Here is a 21,717-nt window from a genome sequence, read left to right on the forward strand (position 1 = left end):
GCTGGCTAGGCTCGGGATTCTAGCGCTTGCACAGGGTGAGGTCATTGGTCGGCCTGGAATCACTCCCTGCCGGGTTGGTCTAGTCTTTCGCGTCTGGATCCATAAATAACCAAGGAGTGTGCGCCATGAGTATTTTTAGCTTTGTGAAGGAAGCAGGTGAAAAGCTTATCGATCTGCTGACGCCTGGCAACGCCAATGCCGGCGAGCAGTTGAAGGAACACATCGCCAAGGTCGGCCTGGGTCATCCGAATGTACAGGCTACGGTGGATGGCGACAAAGTCACGCTCACCGGTGAGGTCGCCAGTCAGGAGGAGAAAGAGAAGATTCTGCTGGCCGTGGGCAACATTGCCGGAGTCGGTAGCGTTGATGATCAGATTACCGTGACAGGCCCTGTCGCTCAGGCGGCGCGTTTCGTCACCGTGAAAAAAGGCGATACCCTCAGCGCGATTGCCAAGGCTGAGTACGGCGACGCCAACAAGTACAACAAAATCTTCGAGGCCAACAAGCCGATGCTGTCGCACCCGGACAAAATCTACCCGGGGCAGACGCTGCGGATTCCTGAATAACGGTAGGAGCTGCCGGTAGGAGCTGCCGAAGGCTGCGATCTTTTGATCTTCCGGCGATTCATCAGTCAAAAAAGATCAAAAGATCGCAGGCTGCGCCAGCTCCTACAAGATTAGAGCCCTTCGATCAACTCCCGATAATCCCTCACCGCTGCAAACTCCGCGGTGTCCTTGGGCTCTTTACGGCTGTCCGGTTGGCTGACGGCCAATAGATGCCCGACGCCGAAGTCGCGGGCGCTGCGCAGGATCGGCAAAGTGTCGTCGATAAACAGGCTGCGGGCCGGATCAAAACCGATGTCGGCTTGCAGGGCATCCCAGAACTGTGGATTTTCCTTGGCGAAGCCGTAATCGTGGGAGCTGATCAACCGCTCGAAATACGGCGCCAGCTCAACTTTTTCCAGCTTCAAGGACAGCGAATCGCGGTGCGCATTGGTGATCAGCACGACCCGCTTGCCGGCCTGTTTGATCGCCGCCAGAAAGGTGTCGGCGTCGGGCCGCAGGGCAATCAGATGGGCGGTTTCCAGCTTGAGTTCGCGCACTGACAGTTTCAGCTCGGCGCTCCAGAAATCCAGGCAATACCACTGCAACTGACCGGCATTGCGCTCGAACAACGGCTGCAATTCCAGCTCCGCCATGGCCCGGCTGACCCCATGCAACTCGGCGTAGCGCTGAGGCAGGTGCTCCAGCCAGAAATGGTTATCGTAGTGCAGGTCCAGCAGCGTGCCGTCCATATCCAGAAGAACGGTATCGATGTCGCGCCAGGGCAATGAGGGCATGGAAAACTTCTCGAACGGTAGAAAGATATCCGACACAAACAATCGGGTAAGCCGGGGTATAGTACCGCGTTCACCTCAAGGAGCCGCCATGCGCCAGAAACCCATCATAATTGCCCGCGAGATAGTCGCCACCACCCGTTTGTTCTGCGTCGAAGAGCTGCAGTTGCGCTTCTCCAATGGCGTCGAACGCACCTATGAGCGATTGGTCAGCAAAGGTGTCGGTTATGGCGCGGTGATGATCGTGGCGATGATCGATGACGATCATGCGGTATTGATTGAAGAGTATTGCGGCGGCACCAATGAATACGAATTGTCTTTGCCCAAGGGGCTGATCGAGCCTGGCGAAGATGTGTTGGCGGCAGCCGAGCGCGAGCTTAAGGAAGAGGCCGGTTTTGGTGCTCGCCAGCTTGAACATTTGACGGAACTGTCGTTGTCGCCCGGCTATATGAGCCAGAAGATTCAGGTGGTGCTGGCGACCGAACTGTATGAGGATCGCCTTGAGGGCGACGAACCTGAGCCAATGCGTGTGGATCGGGTCAATCTGCGCGAATTGTCTGCCTTGGCGCAGAATCCGCAATTCACCGAAGGCCGTGCCTTGGCGGCCCTTTACCTGGCCCGGGATGTGCTGACCGAGCGTGGGATGTTTCAGCCATGAGCCAGTCTTCCATGGGCTTGCCCCACCCATTGTTGGCTCCGGTCATCGAACTCGCCCTTCAGGCCGGTGAAGCGATTCTGCCATTCTGGCGTGCCAATGTGGCGGTCACCGCCAAGCTTGACGACTCACCGGTGACCGCGGCTGACATGGCCGCTCATCATCTGATCCTCGCTGGCCTGACGGCACTGGACCCGAGCATCCCGGTGCTTTCGGAGGAAGATGCCGATATCCCGCTGAGCGTGCGCGCCGGCTGGCAGCGCTGGTGGTTGGTGGACCCGCTGGATGGCACCAAGGAATTCATTTCCGGCAGTGAAGAATTCACCGTCAACATCGCCTTGATCGAGCAGGGGCGGGTGGTCTTCGGCGTGGTGTCGATGCCGACCAATGGCCGCTGCTATTTCGGCGGTGCTGGCCTGGGCGCCTGGCGCGCCGACAAAGACGCCGAGCCCATGCCTATTCATGTACGGGACGTTCCGCCCCCGGGTGAAGCGTTTACCGTGGTCGCCAGCCGTCGGCATTCAAGCCCCGAGCAGGAGCGGTTACTGGCGGGGCTGAGTGACAGTCTGGGTGAGCTGCAATTGGCAAATATCGGCAGCTCGCTGAAGTTCTGCCTATTGGCAGAAGGTGCTGCCGATTGTTATCCAAGGCTGGCACCGACTTCGCAGTGGGACACCGCTGCCGCGCAAGGCGTGCTGGAAGGCGCGGGTGGTGAGGTACTGGATTTGAGCGGTGCGCCGTTCAGTTATCCGGCGCGGGAATCGCTATTGAATTCGTACTTCCTGGCGTTGCCGGCCAAAGCTGCATGGCGGGAGAAGTTGTTGGCGTTGGCGAGGGGCTGAAGATCAAAAGATCGCAGCCTGCGGCAGCTCCTACAGGGGTTTGTGTACACCCAGCCCATCGCGGGTGTACCCGGTCGGCGCGTAGGAGCTGCCGCCAGGCTGCGATCTTTTCGGGGGCGCCGCAAAGGCAGGATCAAAAGATCGCAGCCTGCGCCAGCTCCTACAGGGGGTTGTGTACACCCAGCCCATTGCGGGTGTACCCGGTCGGCGCGTAGGAGCTGCCGCCAGGCTGCGATCTTTTCGGGGGCACCGCCAATGCCGGATCAAAAGATCGCAGCCTGCGCCAGCTCCTACCGGTGCAACACATATTGCCCGGTAAAGACCACGGCATCCTCATCACTGCCGGTATTGACGATGCGTGAATGCAGCGTCAGCCGGGCCCGTCCGTAACGCTGGTACATCGCCAGGAATTTTTTCCACACCGCGTCACTCGGCGCGTCGCAAATTGCGCTGGCATCGGTGGTGACGGGCAATGGATAGCTGATCTTGCCTTCCTGAATCACGATGTGCCCGTCTTCGATGCCCTCTTCACGCAGGCGCAAAAGCAGCCAGCCCCAGCCGGCCAATACCGCGCCACAGTACAGGCTGCCGCCGAACATGGTGCTTTTGTGGTTGACGTTGGCCTCCAGCGGCAGATGCAGGCGCAGTTGTCGGGCTTTCCAGTCGAGCACCTTGAGGCCCATGTCCCGCGTGAGGGGGATGTCGTGATGGAGGAGCGATTCCAGGTAACGACTGTCGGGGTTCATGCACGGGCCTCTTTTTCAGAATGCTGGTGTGAAGATTGATCGGTGGCTCAATCGAGTTCGTCGGCGTTGCTGCCGGCAGCGCTATCGGCGAAATTCAGACCGTGTTTGCGCAGTTTGTCGTGCAGGGTCTTGCGTGGAATGCCCAGTGCTTCGGCGAGGCTGCGCAGCGAGCTGTGGGAGCGGGCCAGTTCGGCGGCGATCAAGGATTTCTCGAAGTTTTCCACTTGCTCGCTCAGACCACCGCTGAGGTTGGCGGTGATGGGTGCGCCGCTGCTGTCCGCGGCGCTGTTATCCAGGGCCAGTTCGAGACCGAGGGCGAAACGTTCAGCGGCGTTCTGCAGTTCGCGTACATTGCCCGGCCAGCTATGGCGGAGCAGCAAGGCTCGTTGCCCCGGTTGCAGTTCGTGGGGCGGCAGACCGTGGCGGGCGCTGGCCTCGTCGGCGAAGTACTGGAACAGCACCAGCGCGTCTTCGCCGCGCTCGCGAAGCGGCGGAATACGCAGCGGCGCGACGTTCAGCCGATAATACAAGTCGGCGCGGAAACGCCCCTGGTCCGCCGCCTGGCGCAGGTCTTCCTTGGTCGCGGCGATGATCCGGATATCCAGCGGGATCAATTGGTTGCCACCCAGGCGCTCGACCACCCGCTCTTGCAGCAAACGCAGCATTTTGACCTGCACATCCAGACTCATGCTTTCGATTTCATCGAGGAACAGCGTGCCGCCGTTGGCGAATTCGAATTTGCCGATGCGACGCTTTTGCGCACCGGTGAACGCCCCTGGTTCGTGGCCGAATAATTCGCTCTCGACCACTGATTCGGCCAAGGCCCCGGCGTTGATCGCGACAAACGGACCGTTGCGACGGCTCGACAGGTCGTGCAGCGCGCGGGCCACCACTTCCTTGCCGGCGCCGGTCTCGCCGAGGATCAGCACGTCGGCTTTGGTCGCGGCCAGTGCACCGATCTGTTCGCGCAGGCGCAGCATTGGCGCGGAGTGGCCCACCAGCCGCGCACTGAGTTCATGCCGGTCGCTGAGGGCCAGGCGCAGGCTGCGGTTGTCCAGCACCAGTTGGCGCAAGGCCAGGGCGCGGCGCACGCTATCGAGCAGGGCGTCGCTGGCGAAGGGTTTTTCCAGGAAGTCATAGGCCCCGGCACGCATGGCCTGCACCGCCAGTGGTACGTCGCCATGACCGGTGATCAGCAGCACCGGCAGGTCCGGGTCTTGTGCGTGCAGTTCGTTCAGCAACTCAATGCCGTCCATGCCGGGCATGCGGATGTCACTGACCACCACCCCCGGCCAGTCGCGTCCAAGACGCCCGGCCAGGCCCTTGGCTTCAGCCAGCGGGAGGATTTTCAGCCCGGCGAGGTCGAGGGTCTGGCTCAGGGCCTGGCGCAAATGGGGATCGTCGTCGATCAACACCACCTGGATGCGGCTGTCGATAGCATTGCTCATGCACTGCGGTCCTCGGATGGTTGCAAATTGACTCCTGGCGCACCGGCGCGCAGTCGCAGGGTTAGCAGGGCGCCACCTTCGCGATGGTTGGCAAACGACAGTTCACCGCCGAAGTTACGCATCAGGGTGTCGCAAATCGCCAAGCCCAGCCCGAGCCCTTGGGTGCGGGTCTTGGTGGTGTAGAAAGGTTCACTGGCGCGGCCAAGGGCCTCCATGCAAAAGCCTGGTCCGTTGTCGCGAATGTACAGGTTCACGCCATTGGCGGTGGCTTCGGCACTCAGCCAGAGTTTGCGCGGCGGACCTTTTTCGGTCAGTGCGTCGAGGGCATTGGCCAGCAGGTTGCCGAGCACCTGGCGCAGGCGGGTTTCGCCGGCCTCGACCCACAGCGTGGCGGCCGGCAGGTCGCGGATCAGTTCGACTTCCATGGCGCGCCTGCGTTTGGCCAGCAAGGCCAGTGCATCATCCAGCGCCGGTTGCAGGGCAACGCTTTCCGGCGCGTGGCGGTCGCGGCGGGCGAAGGCCCGCAGATGCGCGATGATCGAGGCCATGCGTCCGGTCAGCTCGCTGATCAGTTTCAGGTTGCCGCGAGCGTCCTCTGTGCGTTGGTGATCGAGCAGCACTTCGGCGTTTTCCGCGTAGCTGCGAATCGCTGCCAGCGGTTGATTGAGTTCATGGCTGATGCTCGCCGACATGGTGCCCAGCGCCGACAGTTTGCCGGCCTGCACCAGATCATCCTGAGCGCGGACCAGCTCTTGCTGGGCATGCTCGCGCTCCAGCACTTCCTGCTTGAGGCGACGGTTGAGACCTTCGAGGTCGCTGGTACGTTCGGCGACGCGCATTTCCAGCTCGCGGCGGCCCTTGGCTTCGAAGGCAATGCGGTCCAGGTAGTGGCGGCGGCGCTGCATCATCAGACCGAGCAACAGCATCAGCACCAACAGCGTTGCACCACCTACCGCGACCACGGTGCGGACCGGGCGGTCGATCAGGGTGCGCGGGGCGAGGATGCTGACACTCCAGCCGGTTTCCTCGATTTGCCGGGTCTGGGTCAGCCAGGCATTGGGACTGAAGTTCAGCGGTTGTGGGTTGAGGGTCGGGTAGGGCTGGACCGCGGCAATCGCCCCACGCTCCTGGTCGGTCAGCGGACGGGTCGCGCGAAAGCGCCATTCCGGTCTCGAGGTAAGGATCACCACGTCATTGTGATCGGTCACCAGCAGTTGTTCGGGGGTTTTGCCCCAGAGGCTTTCGGTATGATCAAGGTCGACCTTGACCACCAGCACGCCAATGATCCGCTCGCCGTCGCGTACCGGGGCGGCAAAGAAGTAACCGCGCTTGGCCGAGGTGGTGCCCAGGCCGAAGAAACGCCCCAGGCGCCCGGCCATGGCCTCAATGAAATACGGCCGGAAGGAGAAGTTGCGTCCGACAAAGCTGTCTTTTTTGTCCCAGTTGGACGCCGCCAGGGTCTTGCCGGTGGAGTCCATCAGGTACATGACCTCGGCGCCGGTCTGGGCGCAGATGTCCTTGAGCAAACGGTTGGCGTTGTCCTGGCTTACACCCTGTTCCGGTGCGGCGAGGGTGGCACGCAAGGCTGGCAGGTCACCGAGAATTTGCGGCAGCACTTCGTAACGATGCAGCGTGCCCAGCAGGTTGGCGACGTAGAGGTCGAGAGTCTGCCGGTTCTGCCCCGCCAGCTCGCTGCGGTAATAACGCTCGGCCAGGTGCTCCAGCGGCCACAGCAACGGCGCCAGGCATAGCGCGAGCAGTGCCAGGCTACGCCATCGGGGTCTGCGGGGAAGGGTGGGAGTCATGGGTGTCGAGCGCCTGTGGGTACAGACGCATTATGCCTAGCCTTGCTGCGCAAGACACTCGTGTAAAGCACTGCGCCAGTCCGGTTGGGTGATGCCCCATTGTTGTTGCAATCGGCTGCAATCCAGACGCGAGTTCAACGGTCGGCTGGCTGGCGTCGGGTAGGCGCTGGACGGAATCGGCTCGAGGGTCGCGCATGGCTTGCCCAAGACTTGCAGTTGCTCACTGATCGCCTGGGCAAAACCGAACCAGGAAGTTTCGCCCCGGGCGGTCAGGTGGTAGGTGCCCCAGGCCCCGACCTGGCCTGTTTGCCAGCGCTCGATCAGCAGGCGAGTGCTGTTGGCGATGGTCCCGGCCCAAGTGGGGGCGCCGATCTGGTCCGCGACGATCCGCAGCTGCGGTTTTTCTTGCAGCAGACGTTGCATGGTCAACAGGAAGTTACGGCCATGGGTCGAGTAGACCCAACTGGTGCGCAGAATCAAATGCTCACCGCCGACCGTGCGGATTGCCTGCTCACCGGCGAGTTTGCTTTTGCCATAGACGCTCAACGGGTTGGGTTGATCATCCTCGGTGTATGGCGTGGTTTTGTTGCCGTCGAACACGTAGTCGGTGGAGTAGTGAATCAGCGGGATGCCCAGCTCAAAGGCTTGCTCGGCGAAGAGCCCCGGCGCCGTGGCATTGATCGCGAACGCCAGATCAGGTTCGCTTTCGGCCTGATCGACCGCCGTATGTGCGGCGGCATTGATGACCAGATCCGGGCGCAAGCTGCGCAGCTGCTGGCGGATCTGCTCGGGCTTGGTCAGGTCGAGCCGGTCGCGTCCCGGCACGATCAGCTCGCCGAGGTCCTTGAGGCGCAGTTGCAGCTCGCGGGAAACCTGCCCGTGCTGGCCACTGATGAGGATCTTCAGAGGGGGGCTCATGGGAACACATCAGCCTCTTGCAGCAGCTTGCCAGCCTGGTCCTTGGCCGAGAGGCGTGGCGCTTCAGCGAGCTGCCAGTCGATAGCCAGGGTCGGATCGTCCCAGCGAATACAGCGCTCGGCCGATGGGGTGTAGTAATCGGTGGTTTTGTAGAGGCATTCGGCGAAGTCGCTCAGCACCAGGAAACCGTGGGCAAAACCTTCCGGGACCCAGAGTTGACGATGGTTTTCGGCTGACAAATGCACTGCAACCGAGCGACCGAAATCGGGCGAGCTGCGGCGGATGTCCACCGCGACGTCGAGTATTTCACCGGCGGTAACCCGCACCAGCTTTCCCTGAGTGTTTTCCAGCTGGTAGTGCAACCCGCGCAGCACACCTTTTTGCGAGCGGGAATGATTGTCCTGAACAAATTGGGTAGTCAGGCCGGTCGCCTCCTCGAAAGCCCTGGCATTGAAGCTTTCGTAGAAGAAGCCGCGCTCGTCACCCCATACCTTGGGTTCGATGATCAGAACACCGGGCAGGTCGGTGGTGACTATTTTCATTGGTTTTCCCCGGCGAGGGTGAACAGGTATTGGCCGTATCCGGTTTTACCAAAATAATGGGCGTGCTTGAGCAGATGTTCGTGGTCGATCCAGCCTTGGTTGTAGGCGATCTCTTCGAGGCAGGCGACTTTCAGGCCCTGTCGATGCTCGATGGTCTGCACGTATTGTGAGGCTTCCAGCAGGCTGTCGTGGGTGCCAGTGTCGAGCCAGGCAAAGCCTCGACCGAAGCGCTCGACGCGCAAGTCGCCACGTTGCAGGTAAGCATTGTTGACGTCAGTGATTTCCAGTTCGCCACGGGCTGAAGGTTTGACGGCTTTGGCGATGTTTACCACCGAATTGTCATAAAAATACAAGCCTGTGACGGCATAACTCGATTTCGGGTGTTGAGGTTTTTCCTCGATCGATATTGCATGGCCCTGGCTGTCGAAATCGATCACCCCAAAACGCTGAGGGTCTTTGACCCAGTAGCCGAATATCGTCGCCCCCGCGGGCTGTTCGGCGGCGCGTAGCAGTTTCTCGGTGAAGTGCTGCCCGTGGAAGATGTTATCCCCGAGAATCAAGCATACCGAGTCGTCACCGATAAACGATTCACCTATCAGAAATGCCTGGGCCAGCCCGTCCGGGGACGGCTGTTCGGCATAGGTGAAGCGCACTCCGAACTGACTGCCGTCACCCAGCAGGTTGCGGTATTGCGGCAGGTCCTGAGGGGTGGAAATCAGCAGGATGTCCCTGATGCCGGCCAGCATCAGTACCGAGATCGGATAATAGATCATCGGTTTGTCGTAAACCGGCAGCAGTTGTTTCGACACACCCAGGGTAATCGGGTGCAGGCGTGTACCTGTGCCGCCCGCCAGAACAATGCCTTTCATCATGCGATCAGATCCTTGAAATCACTGTTGCCCAGTCGTTGGCCTTGATAGCTACCGTCCTGAACACGGCGGCACCAGTCGAGATTATTCAGGTACCACTGCACAGTTTTGCGCAACCCGCTTTCGAAGGTTTCTTCGGGAACCCAGCCGAGCTCGCGCTCGATTTTGCTGGCATCGATAGCGTAACGCAGGTCGTGGCCCGGACGGTCCCTGACGAAGGTGATCAGCTCGGAATATTGCCCGACACCGCCAGGCAGCTGCGGCGCCAGCTCTTGCAACAGGCTGCAAATGCTCCGCACCACGTCGATGTTCCGTTGCTCGTTATGGCCGCCGATGTTGTAGGTCTCGCCGACCACCCCTTTGGTCAGCACCTTGAGCAGTGCCCGGGCGTGATCGTCGACGAACAGCCAGTCGCGTACCTGCAGGCCGTCGCCGTATACCGGCAGCGGCTTGCCGGCCAGCGCGTTGAGGATCACCAGCGGAATCAGCTTCTCGGGGAAATGGAACGGCCCGTAATTGTTCGAACAGTTGCTCAACAGCACCGGTAAACCGTAGGTGCGCTGCCAGGCACGCACCAGGTGGTCGGACGCGGCTTTGCTGGCCGAATACGGAGAGCTTGGGGCGTATGGCGTGGTCTCGGTGAACAACTCATCGACGCCATGCAGGTCGCCGTAGACCTCGTCGGTGGAGATATGGTGGAACCGGAAGGCGCTTTTCTCGGGTTCGGCCAAGGTCTGCCAGTAGGCGCGAGCGGCCTCCAGCAGGCTGTAGGTGCCGACGATATTGGTCTGGATGAAATCCGCCGGGCCGTCGATGGAGCGGTCGACATGGGACTCGGCCGCCAAATGCATGATGGCTTGCGGTTCGAACCGTGCCAGCACCGCGCTGACGGCAGCCTGATCGACGATGTCGGCCTGCACAAACTCATAGCGGGTGTCGGTTGCGATGCTGGTCAGCGACTCCAGATTGCCGGCGTAGGTCAGCTTGTCCAGGTTGAGCACTTCGTGTTCGGTGTGCTGAATCAGATGGCGGATCAAGGCCGAACCAATAAAGCCGGCGCCGCCGGTAATGAGAATGCGCATGTCGGAAGTCTTCTCCTCAAGACGGGCGTAGAGCCAGTCGATCATAGCGTGTCGGCAGACGAGGGGGATTCAATAGGGCGTTGGTCGGGTCAGGATTGTCCGGAATGACGTTTTCGCGGGCAAGCGCCCATAGTTCAGCTTATTAGCATCGGCAAAAACTGAACATTCCTGCCGCTCTGCGCATTGTGTAGGAAAAATCCTTGATTGACTGACGGGATTAAACATTTATCAGCCGCCGATAACTGACCTGCATCAGGGGGGTTGCGTATCGGCGGTCGCAGTGGCGATATAGGCGGCTGATAATAAAATCCAGAGGTCCGTTGTATGTCGCTCGCCACGTTGATTCATCGCGCCAGTCTGCCGAGCCCACAGGTCACTGAGCAGCAAGCGCTGGAGCTGCTGCAGGTGCATTACGGCCTGAGCGGGACGCTGCAGTCGCTGGGCAGTCAGCAGGATCTCAACTACCGGCTCGACAGTGACCAGGGCCGCTTCGTCCTGAAAATCTGTCGCGGCGACTACGCGGGCATCGAGCTTGAAGCCCAGCACGCGGCCCTCAAGCATCTGAGTGCGCATCCCGAGCTGCAGGTGCCTCGGGTGATCCCGGCGATCAACGGTCAGGACCTGCTCACTCTGGAACTGGCCGGGCAACTGCTGCACGTACGTTTGCTCGATTACATCGAAGGCCAGTCGCTGACTCATCTCAAGCATCTGGGCCATGAACTGGTGTGTGGTCTGGGGCGACTCTGCGGCGAGATGGATCTGGCCTTGGCCGAGTTCCGGCACCCGGGGCTGGAACGCGCGCTGCAATGGGATGCGCGGCACGCCAATGGATTGATCAATCACCTGTTGCCGGTGATCACTGATGATCGTCAGCGCGGGTTGATCGCCGCCGCCGCGTTTGATGCTGAACGTCGTTTGCAACCGCTGGTGGCGGACCTGCCGGTGCAGGCGATCCATATGGACATCACCGATGACAACGTGGTCTGGCTGCGCGATTCACGGCGTCAATGGCAGCAGCAGGGGGTTATCGATTTCGGCGACCTGATTCGCACCTGGCGCATTACCGATCTGTCGGTAACCTGCGCGGCCTTGCTGCATCATGCCGAGGGTGATCCGTTCGGCATTCTGCCGGCGATCCGCGCCTACCACGCGGTCAATCCGTTGCAACACCAGGAGCTGCTGGCGCTCTGGCCGCTGATCGTCGCGCGCGCGGCGGTGTTGGTGCTCAGTGGCGAGCAACAGGTCAGCATCGATCCAGAGAATCAATACAGCCGCGACAATCTCACCCATGAATGGGAGATCTTTCGCGTCGCCACCTCAGTGTCTTTTGACTTGATGGAAGCGGCGATTCTCACGGCAGTGGGGCATTCGTTGCCGCCGATTGCCAGTGAAGGCTTCGCGCCGTTGCTGCCGAGCCTGGTGGGTCGTGAGTTCGCCTTGATTGACCTGGGCGTGCTCAGCCCGCATTTCGAGGCCGGCAACTGGGAGCAGGAGGGGATTGATGAGCGTTTGCTGATTGAAGCCGCCGCCACTCATGGTTTGGCGGCCAGCCGTTATGGACAATACCGCTTGTCCAGGACCCGCCCGGACAGTCCCGTTGAACCGGACACTTACCCGCTGCATGTGCAGTTGCAGGTGCCCCTTGGCGCTGCGGTCGAGGCGCCATTTGCGGGCGTAGTGCAGGTCGCGGCCGATGGCGCCCTGCAGCTCGACAGCGCGCAGTTACGCGTGCGTCTGTGGGGCGTCAAACCTTCGTTGCATTCGGGCGCCGCACTGGTCAAAGGCCAGGTCCTGGGCGAGGTCAGTGGTCTGTTGCGAGTGCAGTTGTGCCGCGGTCTCGAGTTCAGCCCGCCACTGTTCTGCAGCCCTTCCCGCGCTCCCGCCTGGCAGGCGTTGTGCCCTTCACCGGCAGCGCTGTTGGGACTGGCCTGCGACGCTGAACCCGAGCTCGACCCGCAAGCCCTGTTGGCCCGCCGCGACGCCAGTTTCGCCCGCTCGCAGAAACACTATTACCTCGACCCGCCACGCATCGAACGTGGCTGGCGCAACCACCTGATCGACATGCAGGGGCGCTCCTACCTGGACATGCTCAATAATGTCGCGGTGCTCGGTCACGGTCATCCGCGCATGGCCGCCGAAGCCAGTCGCCAATGGTCGCTGCTCAACACCAACTCGCGTTTCCACTATGCGGCGATTGCCGAGTTCTCCGAACGTTTGCTGGCACTGGCGCCGGATTCCATGGACCGGGTGTTCCTGGTCAACAGCGGCACCGAGGCCAATGACCTGGCGATCCGGCTGGCCTGGGCCTACAGCGGCGGTCGGGACATGCTCAGTGTGCTCGAGGCTTATCACGGCTGGTCGGTGGCCACCGATGCGATTTCCACCTCGATCGCCGATAACCCGAAGGCCCTCAGCACCCGTCCGGACTGGGTGCACCCGGTGACCGCGCCGAACACTTATCGCGGCGAGTTCCGCGGCCTCGACAGCGCGCCGGATTACGTGCGCAGCGTCGAGCACAACCTGGCCAGGCTGGCTGAACAGAATCGCCAGCTGGCCGGCTTTATCTGCGAACCGGTATACGGCAATGCCGGCGGTATTTCGCTGCCGCCGGGCTATCTGCAACAGGTCTATGCACGGGTCCGCGCCCAGGGCGGTGTGTGCATCGCCGACGAAGTGCAGGTCGGTTATGGCCGGATGGGCAAGTTCTTCTGGGGCTTTGAAGAGCAGGGCGTGGTGCCGGACATCATCACCATGGCCAAAGGCATGGGCAACGGTCAGCCGCTGGGCGCGGTCATCACTCGCCGGGAAATTGCCGAGGCGCTGGAAGCCGAGGGTTACTTCTTCTCGTCAGCCGGCGGCAGCCCGGTCAGTTGCCGGATCGGCATGGCGGTACTGGACGTGATGGAGGAAGAGAAACTCTGTGAAAACGCGCAAATCGTTGGTGGGTATTTCAAGGAGCGACTTGAGGCACTGATCGACCGCCATCCACTGGTCGGCGCGGTGCATGGTTCCGGCTTCTATCTGGGGGTGGAGTTGATCCGCAACCGCGAAACCCTGGAACCGGCCACCGAAGAAACCACCGCGCTGTGCGATCGCTTGCGCGAACTGGGGATTTTCATGCAGCCGACTGGCGACTACCTGAACATCCTCAAGATCAAGCCGCCGATGGTCACCACCCGACAAAGCGTGGATTTCTTTGTCGATACCTTGTCGAAGGTGCTGGATGAGGGGCTCTAAACGCGGATGACAACCGGTAGGAGCTGCCGCAGGCTGCGATCTTTTGATCCTGCTCTGGATTTTCGGGGCATTAACCACCGTCAAAGATCGCAGCCTGCGGCAGCTCCTACACATTAACTCGATTGTTATCGGTAATATTTGACATTATTTCGATGGGTGGAGATTTAAATGCTTTTAAAGCCGATTTTTATCGGCTATAAAGTCGCCATACCTCAGGGCGGTGGATAACCACGCCCTTGCGGTTCCCATTTCTGTCATCCGTCGATGCCAAAATCGACCCTCTGTACTCGCCCAGGAGATGATTCATGAGCCGTATCGTTACCGTCGCCGCTACCCAGATGGCCTGTTCCTGGGACCTTGAAGCCAACATCGAGACCGCCGAGAAGCTGGTCCGTGAGGCCGCGGCCAAAGGCGCGCAGATCATCCTGATCCAGGAGCTGTTCGAGGCCCCGTACTTCTGCCAGAAGCCGAACCCGGACTACCTGCAACTGGCCACGACGGTTGAAGACAACGTCGCCATCAAGCACTTCCAGAAAGTCGCCAAAGAACTGCAAGTGGTGCTGCCGATCAGCTTCTTTGAACTGGCTGGCCGCGCCCGTTTCAACAGCATCGCGATTATCGATGCAGATGGCAGCAACCTCGGGGTTTATCGTAAAAGCCACATCCCGGATGGTCCTGGCTACCACGAAAAGTACTACTTCAACCCGGGCGATACCGGCTTCAAAGTCTGGAACACCCGTTACGCGAAAATCGGCGTGGGCATCTGCTGGGACCAGTGGTTCCCGGAATGCGCCCGCAGCATGGCGTTGCAAGGCGCGCAAATCCTGCTTTACCCAACCGCCATCGGCAGCGAGCCGCACGACAAGACCATCTCGTCCCGCGACCACTGGCAGCGCGTGCAGCAAGGCCATGCCGGCGCCAACCTGATGCCGTTGATCGCCAGCAACCGTATCGGCAATGAAGAGCAGGATGGCTACGACATTACCTTCTACGGTTCGTCGTTCATCGCCAATCAGTTCGGCGAGAAAGTCCAGGAGCTCAACGAAACCGAAGAAGGCGTATTGGTCCACAGCTTCGACCTTGACGAACTGGAGCACACCCGCAGTGCCTGGGGTTCGTTCCGTGATCGTCGGCCGAACCTGTACGGTGCGATCAAGACCCTCGACGGTTCACTGGAGTCCTGATCGCCATGACCACTTTGCATAGCACACCTCGCGCCGACGGTTTTTACATGCCGGCTGAATGGGCAACCCAGACGCAGGCCTGGATGATCTGGCCCGAACGTCCGGATAATTGGCGTCTGGGCGGCAAGCCGGCGCAGGCCGCACATGTGGCGGTAGCCAAGGCCATCGCCCGGTTCGAGCCGGTGACCGTCGCGGTTTCCGCCGGGCAATACGAGAACGCCCGGGCGCGTCTCGACGTGCCGAATATCCGCCTTGTGGAGATGTCCAGCGACGACGCCTGGGTCCGGGATACCGGCCCGACCTTTGTCATCAATAACACTGGCGAAGTTCGGGGTGTCGATTGGGACTTCAACGCCTGGGGCGGTTTCGAGGGCGGTCTGTATTCCCCGTGGAACCGTGACGAGCAGGTCGCCGGCAAGGTGCTGGAGATCGAACGTTGCCAGCGCTACCGCACCAAGGGCTTCGTGCTCGAAGGCGGTTCGATCCATGTCGACGGCGAAGGCACGTTGATCACCACTGAAGAGTGCCTGCTCAACCACAATCGCAACCCGCACATGAATCGTGCCGAGATCGAAGCGCTACTCAGCGCGCAGCTGGCTGTGGATAAGATCATCTGGTTGCCGGACGGCTTGTTCAACGACGAAACCGACGGACATGTGGATAACTTCTGCTGCTACGTGCGCCCGGGTGAAGTGTTGCTGGCCTGGACCGATGACCCGCAAGACCCGAACTACCCGCGCTGCCAGGCGGCAATGAAGGTGCTGGAAAGCAGCCGCGATGCCAAAGGCCGCACTTTTACCGTGCATAAAATGCCGATTCCGGGGCCGCTGTATGCGACCGAAGAAGAGTGTGCTGGCGTTGATCCAGTGGACGGTACTCAGGAGCGTAATCCTTCGGTGCGGTTGGCGGGTTCTTACGTCAACTTCCTGATCGTCAACGGCGGTATCATCGCGCCGAGCTTCGACGATCCGCTGGATAACCGGGCCAGGGAAATTCTCCAGAGCCTGTTCCCGCAGCACGAAGTGGTGATGGTTCCCGGCCGCGAACTGTTACTGGGCGGTGGCAATATCCATTGCCTTACCCAACAGCAGCCCGCGCCGCACAAAGGTTGAGTGCAGTTGTAACAGCCGTTGTCGGCTGAAAGTCGACAACACTTGCAGGATCCAATGGCTCTACCCGTACCAAGCCCGCAGCCCGACTGGACTGCGGGCTTTTTTGTGGGTGCAGACCTTCAAAACGCAATATTGGCACAGCTCTTGTATCTCTCCGGGGGTAAATCTAGGACGTGTGGAACTGCGATGTTCTGTCATAAACCTTGGATAAGTTAGCCGCTCACAAACCAGGAGAGAGCGCTGAAATGAACGCCGAAGTGAACACGGTCAGCGAGCGGACATCGCATCCCTTGGCGATGAATAGCGAATCGCTCCAGGTTCTGGCGCACTGGTTGAAGTCCAATGGAAAGCGTCAGATCAGAGACTCTGATCCGCGCCGGATGATGATCGAGCGCTACCCCGCTGGTTTTTTCAGCGAAGCGGAACTGGAAGCGTTGTGGGATGTAATGGAAGGATAAGAAAACAACGGATTGGTAAAAGCGCTGCACGGATGGCAGCGCTTTTTTTTGTCAAAAATTGCGGCAGGCGTACTGCTGCGCGATCATTCGGCGGTTTTCGATTCGGCGCCGCCAAATTGCCGCCATTCTGGCCGCCGAATAACTGGCCGGGCGAGGTCTTGAGTTGTCGGGGCGTTTGCAAAGCTGCCTGGCTGGGCCAAACGGTAGGCACTGCGGGCGAATCTTCGTCGAGCACCCTGGCTTGTGGCCTGAATGGTTGTGAGACTGAATCCTCTAATGCTACGGAATTCGTCGATAGCCATCCGGGCGAGTGAGTTCTTAGACGATTTTCGCCTATTCTCAGACGATTCACGAAATTGACATATCCTTGAAGGCGCGGATAGGATTCGATCCAACGCCTGTGGCCATCAGCCACGACTTCAAAATAATAAAAAGGCCCGCCGCGATCAGTCGTGGGCGGGCCTTTTTTTTTTGGTTGAGAAAAGAGCGTCGAAAGCGCCACTTCAGCCTGCAGTCGCGGGGCGTATCAACCGGTAATAAGGAATAACAATATGTTGAACAAACGGATCAGCCTGATCGCATTGGGGATGTTGAGCGCGAGTCAGGCAATGGCTAATGACCAAGCCGATTCCAAAGGTTTTGTTGAAGACAGCAGCCTGAAAGTGCTGCTGCGCAACGCCTACATGAACCGTGACTTCAAGGACGGTAATCCGGACAAAGCTGAATGGGGCCAGGCCGCCATCGGCACCTTCTCCTCGGGCTTCACCCAAGGCACCGTCGGCGTCGGTGTCGATGCATTCGGTCTGTACGCGTTGCGTCTGGACGGCGGCAAGGGTCGCAGTGGTGCCGGCGGGATCGACTTCTTCAAGCAGGGTGACAGCGGCAGTGCTGCCCACGACCTGTCCAAGGCCGGCGCGGCGGTCAAGTTCCGTGTTTCCAGCACCGTGCTCACCCACGGCGATCAGATGCCTGCCTTGCCGGTCCTGAGCTATGACAACGGGCGTCTGCTGCCAGAAAGCTACACCGGCACCCTGATCACCTCCAAGGAGATCAAAGGCCTGGAGCTGAACGCCGGTCGCTTCACCGCCGAATCGCGCAAGAGCGCTGAAGGCCGTGACAGCGGTGGCCTGAAAAGCATCAACGTACTGGGTGGTAGCTACCAGTTCACCGACAACTTCAAGGCCGGGTTGTACGCTTCCGACGTCGAAGACGTGTTGAAGAAGCAGTACATCAACGCCAACTACGTGTTCCCGCTGGCCAGCGACCAATCGCTGACCCTGGACTTGAACGGCTACCGCACCAAGCTGGAAGACTCCTACGTCCGTTCCACCGGCGCGACCGGTGATGACAACAAGATCTGGAGCCTGGCAGCCATTTTCGCCACCGGCCCGCACTCGTTTACCCTCGCGCACCAGCGCAGCACCGGCGATAGCAACCTAGGCTACGCGTACGGCGGCTACCAGAAAGACCAAAATCGCGTGGGTGACGGTGGCAACACCATCTACCTGGCCAACTCCTACTGGTCCGACTTCAACGCCGAAGACGAACGCTCCTGGCAGCTGGGCTACGGCCTCGACTTCAGCACCTTCGGCGTTCCAGGCCTGAGCTACAACGTGGCCTACGTGCGTGGCGACAACATCACCACCTCCACCAGCACCGGCGGCACCGAGCGGGAAATCTTCAACCAGTTCAAGTACGTGGTGCAGAGCGGCCCGGCCAAAGACCTGAGCGTGAAGCTGCGCAGCTCGATCCTGCGCGTATCGCAGAAATCCAGCGAATACAACGTCAGCGGCAACGAAGTGCGGGTGTTCGTCGATTACCCGATCAACATTTTCTGACGATCGGTTGCGTCACCCCAGCCTGATTTCAGGCTGAACAAAACAAGCCCCGACTGGTTCGGGGCTTTTTGTCAGGTTCGCAAAGGCTCTAATCCGCGACAAAGAGGGGCATCAGCAGCCTGCCACGCCAGGTTCTCCAGCGCGAATGATCGAAACGATCATTCAAAATGATTGGTTTGCGCAATTAAAGGCAATGACCTAAGATGAATTTGACTGAATTAATCATTAAATGATCGATTCAGTCAGTTTCGAGGTGATAGACGTCTTACCAAACAATTATAAAAGGAGACCCTCGTGGCCCAAATTCCTATCAAGCGCACCATTGAACGCATACCTGGCGGCATGATGATCGTACCGCTGCTTATCGGTTCGCTGGTGGCGACATTCCTTCCAGATACGCCGAAGTTTTTTGGCTCCTTCACCAATGCACTGTTCACCGGGGCGTTACCCATCCTCGCGGTGTTCTACGTCTGCATGGGCGCGAGCATCAATATCAAGGCCACGCCTTACCTGCTGAAGAAGGGCGGTACGCTGCTCGCGACGAAAGTCGGCATCGCCGTCCTCATAGGTATTGTGCTTGGGCACTTCCTGGGCGAGCAGCCGATTTCGTCCGGTCTCTTCGCCGGTATCTCGACGCTGGCGGTGGTCGCGGCGATGAACGATACCAACGGCGGCTTGTACATGGCGTTGATGGGGCAGTACGGTCGCTCCGAGGATGTCGGTGCTTACTCGGTCATGTCGCTGGAGTCCGGGCCTTTTCTGACCATGGTCACCTTGGGTATCGCCGGCCTGTCGGCATTCCCCTGGCCGACACTGGTGGGCAGCATCCTGCCGCTGGCCCTCGGCATGCTGCTGGGCAATCTCGACCGCGAAATGCGCGACTTCCTGGCCAAGGCCGTCCCGGTCATGATCCCGTTCTTCGCCCTTGCGCTCGGTGCCAGCCTGGATTTGCATAACGTCTGGCAAGCCGGCTTGCTGGGTCTCGGCCTTGGCGTTGCGGTAGTGGTCCTCACCGGTATTCCGCTGTTCTTCGCCGATCGTGCGACAGGTGGCACTGGAGTCGCCGGCGTCGCAGCGGCCACCACCGCCGGGAATGCCGCGGCTGTTCCCGCGCTGATTGCGGCGGCGAATCCGGTTTATGCAGAGGCGGCCAAGAGCGCGACCTTGTTGGTGGCCGCCTGCGTCGTGGTGACCGCGATCCTCGCGCCGCTGCTCACCGCCGCGGTCGCCAAACGAGTGCAGCAGCGGCGCCCCGCGGCTACCCCGGAGCTCGAACCTCAGGAGCCGGAGGCCTTGCGATGAGCATTCTGATCATCGCCGACGACCTGTCGGGCGCGGCGGATTGCGCCATCGGCTTTGCGAGTATGGGGCTGCAAACCCTGGTGACGCTCGATCCGTTGAATGACAAGGCTGACGCTTTGGTGATTGCCGCCGATACGGATACTCGGCGCCTCTCACCGACCGAAGCCGCCGAGCGCACGGTCGCCGCGTTCAACGCGCTGCATACGCCGGGGCGACGGCTGTACAAGAAAATCGATTCGACCTTGCGCGGCAACTGGGCGGCCGAAGTCGCCGCCCTGCAACCGTTGGCTGGCCTGGCAATCGTTGCTCCGGCGTTTCCGGCGACCGGGCGTACCTTGCGCGGCGGTCGGGTGTTCGTGAACGGCATGCCGTTGGAAACAACCGATACCTGGAAACTCGAAAATTTCGACCGCCCAGCCGATGTCGAGGCGATGCTGGTCGCTGCGGGCCTGACCACCGCGAAGCTCGATCTCGACACCTTGCACGGCAACGAAGATGCGCTCGCCCACCATATTGCAGAGATTGCCCGGAGCGGCATCCAAGCGTTGATCGTCGACGCACAAACCGAAGATGACCTGCTGACCCTCGCCCGGCTGACCGCGCCCATGGACCAGGCACTGTTCTGGATCGGCTCGGGTGGCCTGGCGAGGGAAATAGCCAAACTGCCTGGTTTTTTCCAGGCGCCCCCCCAGGGACGCGCGGCCATCGGGCCAGAGGTCGGGGGAAAAAACCAGGCGCCGATCCTGATCCTCGTCGGCAGTCTCTCGGGCGTCTGCGAGCGACAGTGCGCGCTGCTCAAAGAGCGCGGCGGGGTCAGCGAATTGACCGTGCCGCCGGCGGTCCTTCGCCAAGGCCCGGATCATGCGGACTGGGCCAGCTGGCAAGTGCGTATCGGTGAGCATCTGGACGGCCGGAGTGACTTGTTGCTGCGCATTGGCCGCGATGAGGCGTTCGATCCCCTCGAGGGCGCGCATCTATCGAGCATGCTGGCCGCGCTGGTAGAACCGCACTTCGCCAGGGTCGGCGGCCTGATCGCCACGGGCGGCGAGACGGCACGGGCCATCCTGACCACGGTCGGCATCGATAGCCTGCAACTGCTGGCGGAAATCGAAGCCGGTGTCGCCTTCAGTCGCCCGATCGCCTCCCGGCATGGCCATCGTCCCGGAATCATTACCAAGGCCGGCGCGTTCGGCAGCGATCACGCGTTGTACGCAGCATGGCGATACCTGAGCGATATCGCAGAACCGAACCCCACCCATCGTTCGCTGCCCAATCGCACACGAACCCAAGGACTCGAATAAGCCTTATGAGTAACTATCTCCCCATCATTGGCATCACCATGGGCGACGCCACGGGCGTCGGCCCGGAAATCATCGTCAAGAGCCTGACTCATGACATCGTCTACCAACAATGCCGGCCGCTGGTGATCGGCGATGCCCGGCGACTCGAGCAAGCGAATGTCATTGTCGGCGGCAACGCCAAGGTGCGGCGTATCGAGGATGCATCCCAGGCGCTGTACGAGGCCGGCACCATCGACTGCATCGACCTCGACCTGATTCCCGAGGACTTGCCGTTCGGCGAGCTTTCGCCCATCGCCGGTGACGCCGCCTACCAATACATCGCCCGTGCCGTAGAGCTGGCGCAGGCCAGGCAGATTGACGCGATCTGTACCGCACCGCTGAACAAAGAGGCGCTGCACGCCGGTGGCCACAAGTATCCCGGCCATACCGAAATGCTCGCGCACCTGACCCACGTCGACGAAGTCTCAATGATGCTGGTCGCGCCGCAACTGCGGGTGATCCACGTCACCACGCACATCGGCATCATCGACGCGATCCGCAAGATTGAGCCGGGCCTGGTCCAGCGCACCATCGAGCGGGGTAACGCGACGCTGATCAAAGCCGGCATCGCCAGGCCGCGTATCGGCGTGTGCGGGATCAATCCCCATGCCGGCGAAAACGGTTTGTTCGGCTATGGCGAAGAGGAAGAAAAAATCATTCCTGCGGTGAAGCTGTTGCAGGAGCGTGGCCTCGACGTGACCGGACCGCTGCCCGCCGACACGCTGTTTTTCCGTGCGGGACGCGGCGACTTCGATCTGGTGGTGGCGATGTATCACGACCAGGGCCACGGCCCGGTAAAAGTGCTCGGGCTGGAAGCCGGTGTGAACGTGACGGTCGGCCTGGACGTCATCCGCACCTCGGTCGACCACGGCACCGCATTCGATATCGCCGGCAAGGGCATTGCCGATGAACGCAGCCTGCTCGAAGCGCTGCGCCAGGGTGCGGAGCTTGCCACGCGACGGGGATGAGACGCAGGGACGCGGTCGTGTAAGATCGACCACCG

The 21,717-nt window shown here is 60.7% G+C and carries 19 protein-coding genes; 11 read left to right on the plus strand and 8 right to left on the minus strand.

The window, feature by feature from the left end; all coding sequences use genetic code 11:
- The first annotated feature begins 125 nt into the window (after positions 1–125).
- The gene (gene lysM, locus AC3IUA_RS01165) at positions 126–566 is read left to right on the plus strand and encodes a peptidoglycan-binding protein LysM (RefSeq protein WP_489358709.1); all 441 of its coding nucleotides are present in this window, start codon (positions 126–128) and stop codon (positions 564–566) included.
- A gap of 110 nt (positions 567–676) precedes the next feature.
- Here the strand turns inward: lysM and yrfG are convergent, their stop codons facing one another.
- Entirely contained in the window at positions 677–1,339 is a 663-nt protein-coding gene (gene yrfG / locus AC3IUA_RS01170; protein WP_489358710.1) for a GMP/IMP nucleotidase, read from the minus strand.
- A gap of 88 nt (positions 1,340–1,427) precedes the next feature.
- On the opposite strand from yrfG, the gene nudE reads away from it, so the two are divergent.
- Positions 1,428–1,994 (plus strand): ADP compounds hydrolase NudE, encoded by a 567-nt coding sequence (gene nudE / locus AC3IUA_RS01175; RefSeq protein ID WP_489358711.1) that lies wholly within the window; start codon positions 1,428–1,430, stop codon positions 1,992–1,994.
- A gap of 11 nt (positions 1,995–2,005) precedes the next feature.
- Positions 2,006–2,833, plus strand: a complete 828-nt coding sequence (gene cysQ / locus AC3IUA_RS01180; RefSeq protein WP_489362194.1) for a 3'(2'),5'-bisphosphate nucleotidase CysQ — start codon at positions 2,006–2,008, stop codon at positions 2,831–2,833.
- A 290-nt stretch (positions 2,834–3,123) separates the two neighbouring features.
- On the opposite strand, the gene AC3IUA_RS01185 is transcribed toward cysQ, so the two are convergent.
- The 7 genes from AC3IUA_RS01185 to rfbB are packed head-to-tail and all read right to left on the minus strand — an operon-like array spanning position 3,124 to position 10,243.
- The gene (locus tag AC3IUA_RS01185; RefSeq protein WP_489358712.1) at positions 3,124–3,579 is read right to left on the minus strand and encodes a thioesterase domain-containing protein; all 456 of its coding nucleotides are present in this window, start codon (positions 3,577–3,579) and stop codon (positions 3,124–3,126) included.
- A gap of 47 nt (positions 3,580–3,626) precedes the next feature.
- On the minus strand, positions 3,627–5,027 hold the full coding sequence (locus AC3IUA_RS01190; RefSeq protein ID WP_489358713.1) for a sigma-54-dependent transcriptional regulator: 1,401 nt from the start codon (positions 5,025–5,027) through the stop codon (positions 3,627–3,629).
- Entirely contained in the window at positions 5,024–6,832 is a 1,809-nt protein-coding gene (locus AC3IUA_RS01195; RefSeq protein WP_489358714.1) for a sensor histidine kinase, read from the minus strand. The genes AC3IUA_RS01190 and AC3IUA_RS01195 overlap by 4 nt, the downstream gene beginning before the upstream one ends.
- A gap of 36 nt (positions 6,833–6,868) precedes the next feature.
- The gene (rfbD, locus tag AC3IUA_RS01200; protein WP_489358715.1) at positions 6,869–7,750 is read right to left on the minus strand and encodes a dTDP-4-dehydrorhamnose reductase; all 882 of its coding nucleotides are present in this window, start codon (positions 7,748–7,750) and stop codon (positions 6,869–6,871) included.
- Positions 7,747–8,292: a dTDP-4-dehydrorhamnose 3,5-epimerase gene (gene rfbC / locus AC3IUA_RS01205; RefSeq protein WP_489358716.1), complete on the minus strand. Its 546-nt coding sequence runs from the start codon at positions 8,290–8,292 to the stop codon at positions 7,747–7,749. The genes rfbD and rfbC overlap by 4 nt, the downstream gene beginning before the upstream one ends.
- The gene (gene rfbA / locus AC3IUA_RS01210; RefSeq protein ID WP_489358717.1) at positions 8,289–9,164 is read right to left on the minus strand and encodes a glucose-1-phosphate thymidylyltransferase RfbA; all 876 of its coding nucleotides are present in this window, start codon (positions 9,162–9,164) and stop codon (positions 8,289–8,291) included. The genes rfbC and rfbA overlap by 4 nt, the downstream gene beginning before the upstream one ends.
- Positions 9,161–10,243: a dTDP-glucose 4,6-dehydratase gene (rfbB, locus tag AC3IUA_RS01215; RefSeq protein WP_489362196.1), complete on the minus strand. Its 1,083-nt coding sequence runs from the start codon at positions 10,241–10,243 to the stop codon at positions 9,161–9,163. The genes rfbA and rfbB overlap by 4 nt, the downstream gene beginning before the upstream one ends.
- 324 nt (positions 10,244–10,567) lie before the next feature.
- Here rfbB and AC3IUA_RS01220 point away from each other — a divergent pair, with 324 nt between their 5' ends.
- From AC3IUA_RS01220 to pdxA, 8 genes are all read left to right on the plus strand, one after another.
- Positions 10,568–13,480, plus strand: a complete 2,913-nt coding sequence (locus AC3IUA_RS01220; RefSeq protein ID WP_489358718.1) for an aminotransferase — start codon at positions 10,568–10,570, stop codon at positions 13,478–13,480.
- Between the two features lie 305 nt (positions 13,481–13,785).
- Positions 13,786–14,664 (plus strand): N-carbamoylputrescine amidase, encoded by an 879-nt coding sequence (gene aguB, locus AC3IUA_RS01225; protein WP_489358719.1) that lies wholly within the window; start codon positions 13,786–13,788, stop codon positions 14,662–14,664.
- A gap of 5 nt (positions 14,665–14,669) precedes the next feature.
- Positions 14,670–15,776, plus strand: a complete 1,107-nt coding sequence (aguA, locus tag AC3IUA_RS01230) for an agmatine deiminase (RefSeq protein WP_489358720.1) — start codon at positions 14,670–14,672, stop codon at positions 15,774–15,776.
- 245 nt (positions 15,777–16,021) lie between these two features.
- Positions 16,022–16,234 (plus strand): hypothetical protein, encoded by a 213-nt coding sequence (locus tag AC3IUA_RS01235; protein WP_489358721.1) that lies wholly within the window; start codon positions 16,022–16,024, stop codon positions 16,232–16,234.
- Between the two features lie 551 nt (positions 16,235–16,785).
- Complete coding sequence (locus AC3IUA_RS01240) at positions 16,786–18,072, plus strand: OprD family porin (protein WP_489358722.1); 1,287 nt, start codon at positions 16,786–16,788, stop codon at positions 18,070–18,072.
- 294 nt (positions 18,073–18,366) lie between these two features.
- A complete protein-coding gene (locus AC3IUA_RS01245; RefSeq protein WP_489358723.1) occupies positions 18,367–19,374 on the plus strand; it encodes a 2-keto-3-deoxygluconate permease in 1,008 nt (335 codons plus the stop codon).
- The gene (locus AC3IUA_RS01250; RefSeq protein WP_489358724.1) at positions 19,371–20,675 is read left to right on the plus strand and encodes a four-carbon acid sugar kinase family protein; all 1,305 of its coding nucleotides are present in this window, start codon (positions 19,371–19,373) and stop codon (positions 20,673–20,675) included. Before AC3IUA_RS01245 ends, AC3IUA_RS01250 begins: the two co-directional genes overlap by 4 nt.
- A gap of 5 nt (positions 20,676–20,680) precedes the next feature.
- On the plus strand, positions 20,681–21,682 hold the full coding sequence (gene pdxA, locus AC3IUA_RS01255) for a 4-hydroxythreonine-4-phosphate dehydrogenase PdxA (RefSeq protein WP_489358725.1): 1,002 nt from the start codon (positions 20,681–20,683) through the stop codon (positions 21,680–21,682).
- Positions 21,683–21,717 lie beyond the last annotated feature (35 nt).

Source organism: Pseudomonas sp. KH_050, assembly GCF_057838875.1.